Below are 15,045 nucleotides of genomic sequence, written 5' to 3' on the forward strand. Positions count from 1 at the left end.
ACCGGCCGTTAGCGTGACGATTGATACCAGATCCCCATTTACTTGATCGACAGGAACTGTTCGATGGACTTCCGAACTTCATTGCTGCAACATCAAACACGACGACACTTTCTAGGCAACGCAGGTGCTGGGATCGGTGCTGCCGCGCTGGCTTCACTGATTGGCCCGAGGACTGGTGCCAATGCCGAAGAGGGCGCCCGGACAGCGCTGCGACAAGTGGACAATCCACTGGCATCGCGACAACCACATTTCCCTGCCAAGGCAAAGCGTGTCATCTATCTGCACATGACAGGTTCACCACCGAACTTGGACATGTTCGATTACAAACCGGAACTGATTAAACGCAGTGACCAAGAATGCCCCGATGAGTTTTTGGCCGGACGAAAGTTTGCCTTCACCAGTGGCACTCCCAAACTGATGGGATCGCCGCGAAAATGGAAACAGGTTGGCGAAAATGGCATGTGGATGAGCGATGCGGTGCCTCACTTCCACGAGGTTGCCGATGAAATGTGCCTCGTGCATTCGATGCACACCGATCAGTTCAACCACGCCCCCGCAGAACTCTTGGTCTACACCGGTTCACCACGCAGCGGTCGTCCCTCGATGGGTTCCTGGGTGACGTATGGCCTGGGGAGTGAGAACGAAAACCTGCCCGGATTCGTCGTTTTGATCTCCAGTGGCGTCCAGCCCAATGGCGGCAAAAACTCGTTTGGCAGTGGTTTCTTGCCCTCGGTTTACCAAGGAGTTCAGTGCCGAAGCAAAGGCGACCCGGTGCTCTATTCGTCCGACCCCGCCGGCATGGATCGATCACTCCGCCGCAAAACCCTAGATGCACTTGGCGAACTCAATCACTTGCAAGCTCAAGAGATGGGGCACCCAGAAACGCTGACTCGCATCAGTCAATTTGAACTGGCATTCCGCATGCAAACGGCTGTCCCCGAAGTCATGGACATCTCTCAGGAATCGAAAGAGACCCTGGAGGATTACGGTGCCATGCCCGGCGGTTCGTCGCTGGCAAACAATTGCCTGCTCGCTCGCCGACTGGTCGAATCAGGCGTCCGCTTCGTGCAGCTATTTGACTGGGGCTGGGACTTTCATGGCACCGGCGCTGGCACGGGTTTGACCGATGGACTGACCAATAAATGTGCCACGATGGACAAACCCATCGCAGCTCTGATCCGAGACCTAAAACAGCGTGGGCTGTTGGACGAAACCCTGATTGTCTGGGGTGGAGAGTTTGGCCGCACACCGTTCCGAGAAGGCCGGACAGCCAAAGGCAAGATCCTAGGTCGCGATCACTACCCCGACACCTTTACGATGTGGATGGCCGGCGGAGGAGTGAAGGGCGGTTACGAATACGGCAACTCCGATGAACTCGGATTCCGTGTCGCCGAAAACCCGGTGCACGTGCATGACCTTCAGGCCACCATCCTGCACCAACTTGGCTTCGACCACGAAAAACTAACGCACCGCTTCCAAGGACGTGACTATCGCCTGACCGACGTCCATGGTCACGTCGTCAAAGACTTGCTGAGCTAAAGGATCGCGGCCAAAGAGCACTGTTCTGAACAACGCTGCATCCTGGCTGATGCAGCGTTTTGCTTGGGTTCTTCGTCGGGTGCCGAGCTTGCACGCACCATTTAACTCGCAGCACACATTGGGCGGAAGTTGCGGGCTTTTTGGTAACACTGGTGCGCGCAAGCACGCTTCCTACCTTGGGCCTTTCTGGTGTCACTGGTGCGTGCTGGGGCCTAGCTTTCAGCAACTTCTGTTAGCAGAGCGTCCACGAATTCGAAGGCTCGATAGGGAGTCAAGATGCCCAGCGGCTGGTTGCGTTGATCGACCACCGGAATGTGTCGAAACTGAGCGATCTGCTTGATCGCCGTTTGCACACTGTCTGAAAACTTCAAACTGGTCGGACAGGGCGTCATGATGTCCGCAACCGGTTGCTGACTGATTCGCTCGTATTGCTCCGTTGCACGCTGCAAGATGTCACGCTCGGTCACGATGCCCAAGACCTGATTGGCCTGAACGATCAAAACGCCCGAGGCATCCGCATCGTACATCAATTCAATCGTGCGACAAATGGTCGTCTCTGGCGAGATATGCAGGAACGGACGAATGCCCATCAGGCCAGTCTTCGTTTCGCCGATTAATTGATTGAGCGTCGACTGCGCTTGGCCTGGCATGCGTTGCAATGACGGATCATCAATTCGTAATTGACCGGGTGGGTTTGTCATGCTGGTCGAACCTGTTTCAGGACTTGCCATCACTACGCTCCATGCTGAGGAAAATGATACGAACCGGCGTCCAGTTGCTGCGGTGAGGCCTGATTGACTTGTCGCGAAACTTCAGTGGGCGGGTTTTCAGCGCAGTGCTTGGCAAGGTAGGTTGCCAAACCGCGCTGGCCGGTGACTCCAAACAAACTGCCATCGTCATTGGTGACGCAGATAAATCTTGCCTTGGTATCCAAGATCGTCTTCCAAGCCGACTTCACGGTCTGTCGCTTGTCCATACAAATGAAAAGCGGATCGGTAAACTGGCTAACCGAGGTTTGGTCCAAACAACTCCCACGCAACAGCATGCTAATCACGCTACGTTCGGTAAAGATGCCGTGGGGACGTTGGTGATCATCGACGATCACTGCACAGCCAAGTTCATTCTGTCGCATCATCGCGATCGCAGCACGCGCCAGCGTGTGTGAATCAACGGCGATCGCATTGCGCAAGTCAAGCTGTTCCAAGCGATCTTCAGAGAGGGCGTGAGAGAAGTCTACCATCGGCTTTGCCTATTGGATGTTAATCGTTACCCAGCACGATCCGCCAAATCGTTCGGTCCGGCGAAATGGTGAATCGAGACCATTCACCTCACGCGGAACCCGCTGCTGGCAGGATGAGGGAAGCAGATTGCGGGCCAATCCGAGCCTCTGGACGGACATTAGCCACAAATCGGGCAGCACCGATTCCAACGCTGTGCAGAGCAAAGCACCATTATCAAGGCTTCCTTCCACATTTGAGGCGGCGTGAGTCACATTAAGGATCGAAAAGGTTTTACCAAAAGCTTTTCCACGACGCCTCGCCAGCACGCCTCTGATTCTTCTGCGTGCAAGCTGTGCATAGTTGTTAAGCAGGTGGGACGCTCACTCCCAGAGTTCGCGCGGCGTCGCAACGAGCGATGTGTGCGTCATCGCACTGTTGACCGTATCCTGCACGCACCGGTTGATGACTGCCCACTCAACAAACTGACGTTGCCGTGACGCCGCCAGACTTGCTACCCAGCCAGCATGCAAACCGGCTTGACAAACCATCAACGGACTTCGTGATGAATAGGAATGAGGTGCGCCTCCAGCCAGAACGGACGGGGCTCCCAGCTGATTCCTCCTCGCTGACGACGGGGCATTCAGACGACCGGACCCATCGCGTTTGGTACCGTCCGCAGTCCAGGACGGGTGGCCTGAGAGCCGTGCTTGGTGTCGGTTTACTGACGCTTGTTCTGATCGCCCGCCCCGCGAATGCCGCCCCTCCGGTCGCCTTGCTGAACCCGCCGCTGGAAGACTTCGCAGACGCGGCTGTCGATCATGGTGACTCCGATTCCTTCCTGGAGCCATCGCTGGAACAGCGCGTCAACAGCCTGGAAGCTGAACTGGAGTTACTGCGTGGACGGGTCCCCCGACCGCAGATCGTCCCCGCGCGGGACTGCGATCAATTTGGCTCCACAGCGTTACCCGATCTCACTCATTATGTGTTGTACGACCAAGGCTGGAAGATCAGGCCGTATCAGCCCAAGCAGCATCCCTTTGAACTTGGATTTCAGCTGCATAACCAGTTTCGCTACACCGGATTCTGGCATAACGGTGACGAAGCATTCAACTCGGCGGGCGATCCGATTCCCGTGCTTGACCGCAGCACCTTTGACATCAATCGCGGCCGACTGGTGTTCTTTGGCTATGCCTTCCATCCGGAACTTCAGTATTACGTCAACATTGACTACGGAACGGTCTCGGGTGATTCCATCATGCCCTTGCTAGCCTGGGCATCATTACCGCTTGGGGATGCGACGCGTTTCAAGATCGGCATGGGAAAGGTGCCTGGCAACTGGGAATGGCAGCAGACATCTCGGTATACCCTTGGCGCCGACCGGACGATGGCGACAACTTTCTTTCGTCCGTCGATCACCACTGGCATGTGGGTTGACGGCAAACTGACCCGCGACGTTCACTACACCGCCTTTTTAGGCAACGGTCTGAACACGCTGACGTTACGTGCCGGCGAACTGGACAAAGACTTTCTCTATTCGCTGATGACCTGGTGGGAACCGTGGGGAGAATTTGGGGCGGGATTCTCGGACATCGACTTCCATGATGCCCCGGTCATTCGCATCGGTCACGCATTGACCAAAACCTCGGTGGACGCCATCAATGATTTGAGCCCGGGCCCCGAATCAACGGTTGTCCGCTTGAGTGACGGAACACGGCTGACGACCCCTGGCGCGTTGGGGATGGGAGAAACCGTCAACGCGTTTCAGTGGTGGCTGTACGCTGCTCACCTGGGTCTCAAGTATCGCGGCTTCAGCCTAGGCGTTGAATACAACTTGCGCTGGATACGAAAAATCACCAGCCAGACGGGCACGCGGCTCACGTCGCAATTCGATCATGGCGGATTCTTGCAACTGGGGTGCTTTGTCGTGCCCAAGCAACTGGAACTCTTTGGTCGCACCTCGTTTGTCACCGGCGCTCAGGGATCGGGCGATGAGTATTCTCTCGGTGGCAACTGGTATCCTTTTGAAGTCCGCAACGTGCGTGCCACGGCAGATGTCACATGGGTCCAAGATTCGCCGGCACAGCAATCGCGAACGGGTTACGTTGTGGCGGGCCATGGGCCGCTCTTTCGCCTACAGCTATGGACGATTCATTGACCTAAGGAGCAATCCTTCGTGAAAAACTCGCGACACCGGTGACAACAGCGCCGAGCTGGATAAGCTAAACACTTCCCAAGTGTCTCGTTTTGAAGTCTTGAGGTCAGTGATATGAACAAGCAGGTCATCGGTGGCGGCCTGGTGATGCTGACGTTGCTTTGTTTTCTGTCGGGCGTCGGTTTCGAGACGCTTGCCGAGCGTGACATGACGCAATCGTCGTACATCGCGCTGGGCATTTTGATCATCGCTGCCGTCGCTTGGATCACCGAAGCCGTCCCCCTGTTCGTCACGGGTTTGTCGGTTCTGTTTCTGGCCCTAGTGTGGCTGTATCCACAGACGCAATCTGACGGGCTGGATGTCAGCAAAGACAGTTTTCTGGTGGCCTTCTTTTCCGACGTGATTGTGTTGTTTTTGGGCGGCTTTGCGCTCTCCGCAGCCATGAACAAACGCCGATTGGACGAGTGGATTGCGTCGGCGATCATCAGCCGCGTCGGTGGCAGCCTGCCGCTGCTGATGCTGGCCGTGATGGTGGTCACCGCCTTCTTATCGATGTGGCTTAGCAACACTGCCACCGCTGCAATGATGCTGGCAATGGTCTTGCCGATCACGGCCCGAATGAGCGACTCCGGCCCCGGCGCCAAAGGCCTGGTGCTGGCTGTTCCCTTTGCCGCGAACATCGGTGGATTGGGGACGCCGGTGGGCAGCCCGCCCAACGCGATCGCCCTGCAATACATGACGGACCTCGACCTTGCGCCTACGTTCTTTGAGTGGATGCTGGTGGGAGTCCCCGCCGTGATCAGTTTATTGGTGATCGCTTGGTTCATGCTGCTGTGGTTCTTTCGTGATCCCGATTGCCGGTTACCAGCGTTAAAACGTGAGGTCGAAATCAAACGCGACGTGCGGTATTGGTTGCTGATCGGAACGGTGCTGTTGACCGCCGTGGGCTGGATGACCAGCAGCTTTCATGGCTATTCGTCAGGCACGGTCGCAATGGTGCCGCTGCTGATCTTTTTCAGTTGCCGCATTCTGGAAACCAAAGATTTACGCGAGATGCCGTGGGACATCTTACTGATGATGGGCGGTGGCCTGTGCCTGGGAACGGTGATCAATGGCAGTGGCTTGGCAGCCTGGTTAGTCCAGCAGCTGCCCGTTTCCGGAATGGGGCCTTACGCCTTAACCGTCATCTTTGGGATCACTGCGGTCAGCATGGCCTCGCTCATGAGTAACACGGCGACGGCAAACCTCTTGATCCCCATCGTGATGGGATTTCATGTCGAACCCTCATCAGCGCCGGTCATGATTGGGACCGCGTTTGCTTGCTCGCTGGCCATGCCATTGCCGGTTTCCACACCGCCGAACGCCATGGCCTTTTCATCGGGCAAAATCGCAATGAGCGACATGATCAAGCCCGGCCTCGCGCTGACCGTGATTGGCATTCTACTGGCGCTGACGGTTGGTTACTGGTGGTGGGACTTTGTTGGACTGTGGTAGCGGGATAGAGCAGGGCAGTCCAGATTGCCCGATGCCGCTGGACCAAGACTAAACGTCCTTCTGGGCCTCATCCAAAACCTTCAACGCAGCGGCATACCCGGTCTCAGCTTCGTTTTGACTGCGGTTGAACGCCTCCAGCCACTCACGACCGCTTTCACCTTGAGTCACGCGATGCGAGCGCAGATAGGACTCAATGCCTTTGCCGTGGTGATAGTAGTCTTTTAAATCATAGCGAGCGACCAATTCTTTGCATTTCGCACAGCGAACAAAGATCGTCTGCCGATCGCCTTCACGAACAATGATGTTCCGAACGTCGATCGAAAAGCACGATTGGCAGGTTTGACGCTTGACGTCCATCGGAAGGCTCCTGCATCCAAGAAGCAAGTGAAGATTCGATCCACAGTGAATGTTCAGACATCTGAAAGTCGTGTGCATTGTATCACGAGATTCAGATGACGGCGCAGCGGATTTGCATCCGTGACAGGTTTGCTTCCGATAGCCTCAATGCACCAGCGACTTCGCTCTACAAAATCCTTTGGCCAAGATCCCGACGCATCGCTCTGTCAAGGTCCTGCCAGGGTCCAGGTCCTGCTAGTCTTCCAAGCCGCGCAACAAACTGTCCGGTCACTCTCTGGGGAGAGCAGCCTAGCGATAGCGGTTGAACAAGCCGCTCAAGAGATGACTGACCCAAACGAGGTCCGCTGCGTTTTCCACCAACAAGTGGTCCGCCCCCGGCAGCGAAACCAGACTGACTTGGTGCTCGGTGCTTGGCGTTTGTCGCGCATCACTCGGACGATGCTGCAACAGACTCATCAGCCGCAATGCATGATCGAAGGCAACGGTGCGATCATCCGGTGAGTGCAGCAACAAGACGGGGCAGGGTACCGCGCTAATCTGGTCCGCGGCACGATGACTGCGAAAATCATCAATCATTTGCTGAGTGATCGTCCACTGAAACCCGCCGATCGTGACCTCGCCGCGCCCGTCTTGCTCAATGGCAGGATTCATGCTGACGAGCAAGTCTGCCAAATGCGCTGTATCACTGGGAGCTGCGATCGTGGCGACGGCAGCAAGCCCCGCCAACGCTGCGGGCTGCTTGGCCGCGGTCACCAATGACGCCACGCCACCAAAACTGTGACCGACCAGGCCTGTGACGGCGCCAAGCTCGTCGGTGGCAAACTCGATCGCCGCGGCAAGGTCTTGCAGATTGGTGGTGAAATTCGATTCACTAAACGTCCCTTCACTGCCACCCAAGCCACGCATGTCGTAACGCAGCACGCAGATCCCGGACTTGGCCAGCGCACGACTGATGCGGACCGTGGCCTTCAGATCCTTGCTGCACGTAAAACAATGCGAAAAAACCACAACCGGTGGCGGCTGAGCAAGCGGATCAGTGGGCCGATCAATGATCCCGGCAAGCTGCAAGTCAGCCCCCGAACTGGAGAACTTGACGCGATACGATTTAGTGTTCAATCCAGGGCCTCAAACAAGAAATGCCAGCTCATTTACGAGCTGGCATTGTATCGAGGCAATATCAGAAAGAGCAGAGGATCAGGGAAATTAATTCTCCTGCACAACGACCGCTGGCAGCTTTTCAGCCACGTCAGTCTGCTGAAATGCGACCAGCTCGGAAGGCTTCTGCCATAGCCATCGGAACTTCGGCTTCGGCCAAAACCAGAGCGGAGCGGTTGTCGACAACCTTGGCTCGCATCTGTTGCTCATCTGCCACAGCTTCCGCACGACGACGTTCGGCATTCGCCTGAGCCACACGAGTGTCTGCTTCCGCCTGATCACTTTGCAATCGAGCACCAATGTTTTCACCGACGTCGATATCCGCGATATCAATCGAAACAATTGCAAACGCAGTTTGAGCATCCAAGCCGCGTTCCAGAACCACCCGCGTGATCATGTCGGGGTTTTCCAGAACGGTAAAGTGAGTGTCAGCTGAACCGATCGAACTAATGATCGCTTCACCAACCCGAGCGATCACAGTGTCTTCAGTCGCACCACCGATCAGTTGTTCCAAGTTCGTTCGCACCGTCACGCGAGCACGCACTCGAAGCTCAATCCCGTTCTTGGTAATCGCGCTCAAGGTGGTTTTGCCACTGCGAGTTGGATCGGGACATTCGATGACTTTGGGGTAAACGCTCGTTCGCACGGCATCCAACACGTCACGGCCAGCCAAGTCAATGGCAGCCGCTTGGTCAAAGTCCAACGGGATCTCCGCTTTCCGCGCCGCGATGATTGCGTTGATCACGTTCAACACGTTACCACCAGCTAAGTAGTGAGCTTCCAGACGGCGTGTGCTGATGCCAAGCTTGCGGCTGATGTCGAGGCCCGTTTGCGCCGACATGACCTTGGCCTGTACAATCACACGCGGATTGACTTTCGTGAAGTGCATCCGAATCAAGCTGACTGCACTGACGTCTGCCTTGGACATGAACGCCTGCAACCAGAGCTTGCCGTAGATGCCCAGAAAGAACAATCCGACGACACCCATGACAGCCGCGATAATCCCTGCAACGATCAACAAAGTCATCCCCAGTGCATCCCCCAGCGGCAGTTGAAGGGCCGAGGTGATTGCCACAGGGGAATCGCTGCCAAGCAACGAATTCATGAGGTCGAATTCTGTCGAAAGTGATCTAGAAACTGCAAACATGGGGCCGGAAATCGATACGTGTATAAGTGTGTAAACGAACGACAGCACTATTCTATAGATTTTGACGTCTCCGTGTGGGCGTGAAATCCACCAAGTTCGGGCGATAAAAACATTGAAGTTCCCGTCGTTTCTCGCTCCTGACAGCAAACCTGCGACAACCGCACCGTTTTGCACCAACACGCCAACGCCGCAAACCGCCTCCAGAAGTCACAAAAACGCCCCCTGAGAAGCCTGGCAATCAGAACCACAGCCGCCCAATCCCATCTCCCACCAAACGCAAACCGCCACATGAAGGAGACTCCCCACCGATGCGTTCCAGATCACAGAGCAAGCGGATCGAAGGAAAACTTCGTGCTCGCTGTGCTTCAATCTTCTTCCCAACGCTGACCATTGACGTTGCACCGCAAGACAGCCGCGGGTCAGGTTCGTCATCGATCGCATCAATGCAAAGCGAACTGCGGCCCATTCACCGTGACGTTCGGCGTCGCAGTCGCGAGGGCAACCTGAATCTGACCAATGGCCTGCAAATCCACCTTCTTGAGCTGCCAAAACACCCCCATCAAGCGATCATAAAGTGATCGCTGATCCGGTCGAGGCGTGGGCGTACTTTTTCCGTCAAGCCGACGCAATGACCACCGACGAAATCCAGCAACGGTTCAACTGCCCCGCGTTCACCGAGGCCGCTCAGGTACTTGACATGACCCAACGCCCCCAGCAACATCGAAGCCAATACGAACAGCGTCTCAAAGCCCAGCGCGATGAGAGGGCGAGAATGCAATACGCCGTCGATCAGGCACGCCTTGAGGGCGAAGCACTTGGCGAAGCACGCGCTGAAGCACGTGGACGGATTTCGATTCTACGAAAGATCCTTGGCGGCGAACCCGAGTCGCTTGACAGCTTGTCCCTGGAGCAACTGACGGTGATCGAAAAAGAACTGCAAAACCAGCTTCGTGAACGAGGTATTTAGCAACCTCGTCCAGCCAATAAGTCCTGAACCGACTTCTGATGTGGGCACGGCTCCTAAGCGGTGATGGGTTGCCTGTATTTTTTTGGGCAAGCAAACCCTTCGGGGGAGGAGCCTGTGTTTGCCAGCGTCGCTGGGCAAACAAAAAAAGGCCCGACCGTAATGGCCGGGCCCCTGCGTCCACCCGTGCACCAAGCGCTGTTGGATGACGCTTGGAAGTGGAATCAAATCACCACTAAATTTCGTCAGTGGCTTCGTCTTCGCTCGCAACTGGAGCTGGCGGTGCGTGACTGTCAGCGTCGTCGTGACTGTCAGCGTCCGCTGTCACATCGGAAGGATCACCGCATCCGTCTCCGCTGCATCCGCACCCCGTCGATGTATAGACGGGTCGACAAACGCGACGTTGCACGGTTCGCATTTCCGTGTGCGGAACGCAAACGGTGTAGGTTTCAGGAACTTCCTCTGTCACAGTATCGTACAACGTGACGTTGTACTTCTCGGTCCGTTTCTGCGGCACCATGACGGTGTAGCAGACTTCGCGTTCACGAGGCTGACATTCGATGCGGCATTTTTGGATGCATCGAGTGCGTTGTTCGCACTTGAAAGAAACCTTGTTCACCATACGGGTGCGAGTTTCCAGACGAGTCTTGCAAACAGGCACCATGCGTGTTCGAGTTTCCCGAACCAGCTTGCAAACAGGCACTTCACGGGTTCGAGTTTCCAGACGGCACTTGGTGACTTGGCAAGTTTTTTCGACGGGACGAACCTTGCGAACACAAACCATTCGAGTGCGTTCTTCCACGGTGTTCTCGGTGAAGCAGACTTCACGAGTACGCTCTTCAGCACGACACTTCCTGACACAGATGGTACGAGTGCGTTGCACTGGAACCATCACGCAGTAAGGAACTTCGCGAGTGCGATCTTCCAAGCGGCACTTGGTGACCATGACTTCGCGGCAGCGTTGCTCGCAACGATACTTGGTCACGCATCGCGTCCGCTCTTCGGCCCGAAACTTGCAAACCTTGATCGTACGCGTGCGGGTTTCGTTGCGGAACTTGCGAACAGGAACCATACGAGTGCGTTCTTCACACGCGAACGAGGCGCATGTGTAGGTGTAAGGCTGCTCGACCATTTTCGTTTCATACGTTGTGCATGGAACTTCCTTGGTGACCAGATTTGGCACCCAGACTTTGCAAGGCTTGGCACAGGGATTGCAGTCCGACTGGCAACCGCTGCAACCTGAGTCACAGCCACTACAGCCTTCGCCTGCGTTGCCATCATCGCCTTCGGCATCCGCTGGCGCCGAGACCGATGTCTGCTCTTGCCAGCTTCCCATGTCTTGCGTCACGGTGCGGGTCTTGGTCACTGGAACGCACTTGGCAACGAGGCGAGTTCCTGTTTTGGTTTCCCGGACGGGCACACGAACGGTGTACTTCTGTTCAACGCACTCGCTGTAGGGAACGCAAACGGTGTACTGAACCTGCTGTTGCTCCGTGTAAGGAACACGAACAGTGTAAGCCTGCGTTTCTACATAAGGAACACGCACCGTGTAGGTTTGTGATTTCGCTTCTTTGTAGGGAACGCTTACTTTGTAGTTTTCTGTCCGCATGCGTCGTTCAGGAACCATCACGGTGTACTGTTTCTGAACCTGTTCCGTGTACGGCACTTGAACCGTGTAGGTTTCGGTACGTTTGCGCAGGACAGGCACACAGACTTTGTATTTCTGTTCCACCTGTTCCGTGTAGGGAACCATCACGGTGTAGCTTTTCGTTTCCTGGTAGGGAACTTTCACCTGATAGGTCTCCGTGCGCATTTCCTTTTTAGGAACGCAAACGGTGTACTGCTTGGCAACTTGTTCGGTGTACTTCACCGGAACTTTGTAGCACTGTTCAACCTGTGTACAAACAGGGACACGCACGGTGTAAGTTTGTTCCTCGGTATAAGGAACTTTGACTTTCACGTTATACGTTTCTTTGCGTGTGCGTTGTTCGGGAACACAGACCGTGAAGGTGCGTTCGCGAGTTTCGCAGCGAGGAACCTTTTTGCAAACCGTTTTCGTGCGGGTGCGGGTTTCTTGCTTGTAGGTTGTGACTGGAATCTCACAAGCTTCCATCACAGTTTCATAGCGAACTGTTTCGCAGCAAGCTGGGGCCGAACAGCAGGAAGAGTCTCCGCACTGTTGGCCACAGCATGCACCAGATGCTTGAGCACCTGAGGCAGTCGTGGTTGTGGCTACGGATTTTCCGCAACTGGCACAACCGGGTCCATCAGCATGCACCGTTGCAACGACAAGCATTGCAGCTAAGCAGGCGAAGAACCACCGTGGCAAACGACATGTCATTTACACAATCTCCTTGGGTCATAGTGGAACGTGTTTGCGATCGGGTGAAAGTCCCCCCCGTTGCCCTCCCGGCGTGCGATTGCTCTCCTAGCTCACGATTGATTAAGTGACGAACTCTAGCGCCTTGCTACTAACAGTCAAAAAAGAATCAGACAGTTCATCCTGTCACTGAAACATGTTAGTAGACACCGTCTTTCTGCACTCTTGACGGCTAGATTTCAACGGGAATGACGACATGGCAACACGCCTGTTGTGCCGATCAGGCGGGGCCGATTGCCCTCGTTCATCGATTGTTCTGAACTCCTGATTGGACAGCCCGACAACAAACTTCTAGTCTTCGAGCTTGCGCTCTAAACGATGCTTCATCACCGGCCAGCATGAGGGCTTGTTGCCTTTGCCTGACCGTTTGTAGACGAGGGTTTCTGGAGCCGCCGAATTCCAGATCGCCTGGCAAACACTGCTGCCGTGGCAGACGCTGCCAACACAGTGCCGAACAGCGATCGCGTTGCCGGCCGCTGACTCTCTGATGTTTCCGCCTCCCGGCAAGCCAGGACAGCTGGATGCCGTCCGGCGATGGCATCCCGACGGCACGACTGTTGCTTTGTCCGGTGGCTGGCTAGCATGTAGCGGTTGTTACTGATCCATTCTTCATCGACAGACGAGCGCACCTGTGTCGGCAAGCCCAATAGAGCCGGAGAATCCCCTCCATCGCGAGCACCAAGCTCAACCGGCGAAACCCGCCGCCTCAAGGCCGAACCATCCATCTGGCGAGCCAAACGAGTCGCAGGTGGATCAACCGGCAGCTGAAAAGCTGATGATCCGCCTCGATGATTTGCTCAAGCGGCTTGGCTGGGTAGAGTCCGGGGGGCAGGCAAAAGTCTTCATTCAGGATGGCCAAGTGAGCGTCAACGGCCAGACGGAGACGCGACGGCGCAAGCAGCTTTTTGTGGGCGACCTGATCGAATGTCTTGGACAGGAGTTCGAATTAGAGAGTTCTTTCTTCGATTGTTATTAAAAACTCGCTGTTTCACCGGTTTTCACTGTTGACGCTTACCCAGCTTGGGCCGGATACTGCCTCCAAAGTATGCTAGCGTTGTGCGTGATCCGCGCTCCGCTAGCATGATTAAGCAAGAATTTGCGTGACCGCATCCTGCTGAAGCTACACTACGCGTAACGCAACCTTATTCGCTGGCGGTTTGGTTGAGACTGGTTTCAACTGGCGGCCGCTAGTGATCTTCACATCATTCAGTGCCTTGTTGGCTCTGAATCGTGACGAAATCAAACCGAATTGTCCGGAACGCCAACCGGCAGGAGAAGAATGTTTTAAGTGGCATTGGCACGACGCAATCAACAAACCGAGAATCGCGACACCGTTCGCATCAATGGCAATATTCGCATCACCCCGATCCGCGTCGTCAGCGAGACCGGAGAACAGTTAGGCGTCATCCCTACAGAGCAAGCTCTGGAACGGGCACGTGACGTCGGACTCGATCTTGTCGAGGTCGCTCCCAACGAGCGCCCCCCGGTATGCCGAATCATGGATTACGGCAAATACAAATACGACAAGAACAAGAAGTCGAATCGAGGCCAAAGCCATACCAAGACCAAAGAAATCAGGCTGCGGCCTAAAACCGGTGACGAAGACATTCGCACCAAGATCCGCCGCGCTGAAAAGTTCTTGTTGAATAAAGACAAAGTCCAAGTCAGCGTTCTCTTTCGAGGCCGCGAAATGGCTCACATCGAAGAAGGCCGCAAAGTGATGCAGCAGGTCATCGAGATGCTGGACGAGGTTGGCAAGGTTGAAACCTCTCCTCAACAGCATGGCAAGCGAATGATCTGCATGATCTCGCCTAGGTGATCTGACGTCACCGATGGCTGCTTCTTTGGACAACATTTGTCAGACTCTGGCTCAGCTTGCACCGCTGCGTTTAGCCGAGTCATGGGACAATGTCGGTCTGCTCGCGGGAGATCGCAGCGGCCAAGTCCAGCGCGTGATGACGTGCCTGACGCTGACGCCCGATGTTGCCCACGAGGCAATTGCCAAGCAGGCCAATCTAGTCGTTGCCCATCATCCGCTGCCCTTTCGCCCGCTAAAGAAACTCACCAGCGATGATCTGACCGGCGCGACGCTGTGGAAACTCAGTGGCAGCGGCGTGGCCGTCTACAGCGCTCACACAGCGTACGATTCAGCCTCCACTGGAATCAATCAGCAGTGGACAGAGTTCCTGGGGCTCACCGACGTGAGGCCGATCACGGAGCCTGATGACAACAATCCGCTGGGAGCCGGTCGCATGGGTGTGACCGGTGAACCGCAGACTCCGCGTCAACTGATCAAACAGTGCGCCCAGTTTGTCGGTTCACCTTCACCGGCGGTCATTGGCCCCATTGAGCCATTGATCAACAGAGTAGGCTTTGCCTGTGGTAGCGGCGGCAGCTTTGTCGCTCAAGCCAACAGGCGCGGCTGCCAATTGCTAATCACTGGCGAGGCGACGTTTCACGACTGCCTGTTAGCCAGAAGCCTCGGCATGACCCTCGGGTTGCTGGGCCATTACCATAGTGAACGGTTCGCAATGGTTCGACTGGCAGACAAGCTTCACGAGCAACACCCAGACTTGGATTGCTGGGCCAGCGAAGTTGAAACCGATCCCATCGTCAGACTGAATCTCTAACATTCAT

At 55.6% G+C, this 15,045-nt stretch carries 14 protein-coding genes; 8 read left to right on the forward strand and 6 right to left on the reverse strand.

The window, feature by feature from the left end; translation table 11 throughout:
- Positions 1-63: 63 nt before the first annotated feature.
- Positions 64-1,539 (forward strand): DUF1501 domain-containing protein, encoded by a 1,476-nt coding sequence (locus SV7mr_RS17545; protein ID WP_145275091.1) that lies wholly within the window; start codon positions 64-66, stop codon positions 1,537-1,539.
- Between the two features lie 212 nt (positions 1,540-1,751).
- Here SV7mr_RS17545 and SV7mr_RS17550 read toward each other — a convergent pair whose 3' ends face one another.
- Both SV7mr_RS17550 and SV7mr_RS17555 read right to left on the reverse strand, forming a co-directional pair.
- A complete protein-coding gene (locus SV7mr_RS17550) occupies positions 1,752-2,240 on the reverse strand; it encodes a CBS domain-containing protein (RefSeq protein ID WP_419187540.1) in 489 nt (162 codons plus the stop codon).
- 32 nt (positions 2,241-2,272) lie between these two features.
- The gene (locus tag SV7mr_RS17555) at positions 2,273-2,779 is read right to left on the reverse strand and encodes a CBS domain-containing protein (RefSeq protein ID WP_145275097.1); all 507 of its coding nucleotides are present in this window, start codon (positions 2,777-2,779) and stop codon (positions 2,273-2,275) included.
- Positions 2,780-3,321: 542 nt separating this feature from the next.
- On the opposite strand from SV7mr_RS17555, the gene SV7mr_RS17560 reads away from it, so the two are divergent.
- Together SV7mr_RS17560 and SV7mr_RS17565 are read left to right on the forward strand one after the other, a co-directional pair.
- Entirely contained in the window at positions 3,322-4,914 is a 1,593-nt protein-coding gene (locus tag SV7mr_RS17560) for a porin family protein (RefSeq protein ID WP_145275100.1), read from the forward strand.
- Between the two features lie 111 nt (positions 4,915-5,025).
- Complete coding sequence (locus SV7mr_RS17565) at positions 5,026-6,405, forward strand: SLC13 family permease (RefSeq protein ID WP_145275103.1); 1,380 nt, start codon at positions 5,026-5,028, stop codon at positions 6,403-6,405.
- A gap of 48 nt (positions 6,406-6,453) precedes the next feature.
- Here SV7mr_RS17565 and SV7mr_RS17570 read toward each other — a convergent pair whose 3' ends face one another.
- From SV7mr_RS17570 to floA, 3 genes are all read right to left on the reverse strand, one after another.
- Entirely contained in the window at positions 6,454-6,762 is a 309-nt protein-coding gene (locus SV7mr_RS17570; RefSeq protein WP_145275106.1) for a hypothetical protein, read from the reverse strand.
- A gap of 288 nt (positions 6,763-7,050) precedes the next feature.
- A complete protein-coding gene (locus SV7mr_RS17575; RefSeq protein WP_145275109.1) occupies positions 7,051-7,878 on the reverse strand; it encodes an alpha/beta hydrolase family protein in 828 nt (275 codons plus the stop codon).
- 130 nt (positions 7,879-8,008) lie between these two features.
- Positions 8,009-9,022, reverse strand: a complete 1,014-nt coding sequence (floA, locus tag SV7mr_RS17580) for a flotillin-like protein FloA (RefSeq protein WP_473163649.1) — start codon at positions 9,020-9,022, stop codon at positions 8,009-8,011.
- 350 nt (positions 9,023-9,372) lie between these two features.
- On the opposite strand from floA, the gene SV7mr_RS17585 reads away from it, so the two are divergent.
- Complete coding sequence (locus SV7mr_RS17585; RefSeq protein WP_145275112.1) at positions 9,373-9,642, forward strand: hypothetical protein; 270 nt, start codon at positions 9,373-9,375, stop codon at positions 9,640-9,642.
- Positions 9,639-10,031, forward strand: a complete 393-nt coding sequence (locus tag SV7mr_RS17590; protein ID WP_145275115.1) for a hypothetical protein — start codon at positions 9,639-9,641, stop codon at positions 10,029-10,031. Before SV7mr_RS17585 ends, SV7mr_RS17590 begins: the two co-directional genes overlap by 4 nt.
- Positions 10,032-10,263: 232 nt before the next feature.
- On the opposite strand, the gene SV7mr_RS17595 is transcribed toward SV7mr_RS17590, so the two are convergent.
- Positions 10,264-12,141 (reverse strand): hypothetical protein, encoded by a 1,878-nt coding sequence (locus SV7mr_RS17595; protein WP_419187541.1) that lies wholly within the window; start codon positions 12,139-12,141, stop codon positions 10,264-10,266.
- 1,015 nt (positions 12,142-13,156) lie between these two features.
- Here SV7mr_RS17595 and SV7mr_RS17600 point away from each other — a divergent pair.
- From SV7mr_RS17600 to SV7mr_RS17610, 3 genes are all read left to right on the forward strand, one after another.
- On the forward strand, positions 13,157-13,384 hold the full coding sequence (locus tag SV7mr_RS17600) for an RNA-binding S4 domain-containing protein (protein ID WP_419187542.1): 228 nt from the start codon (positions 13,157-13,159) through the stop codon (positions 13,382-13,384).
- A gap of 312 nt (positions 13,385-13,696) precedes the next feature.
- Positions 13,697-14,227 (forward strand): translation initiation factor IF-3, encoded by a 531-nt coding sequence (gene infC, locus SV7mr_RS17605; protein ID WP_145275121.1) that lies wholly within the window; start codon positions 13,697-13,699, stop codon positions 14,225-14,227.
- 13 nt (positions 14,228-14,240) lie between these two features.
- Complete coding sequence (locus SV7mr_RS17610; protein ID WP_145275124.1) at positions 14,241-15,038, forward strand: Nif3-like dinuclear metal center hexameric protein; 798 nt, start codon at positions 14,241-14,243, stop codon at positions 15,036-15,038.
- Positions 15,039-15,045 lie beyond the last annotated feature (7 nt).

Source organism: Stieleria bergensis (assembly GCA_007745635.1).
GTDB classification, from domain to species: domain Bacteria; phylum Planctomycetota; class Planctomycetia; order Pirellulales; family Pirellulaceae; genus Stieleria; species Stieleria bergensis.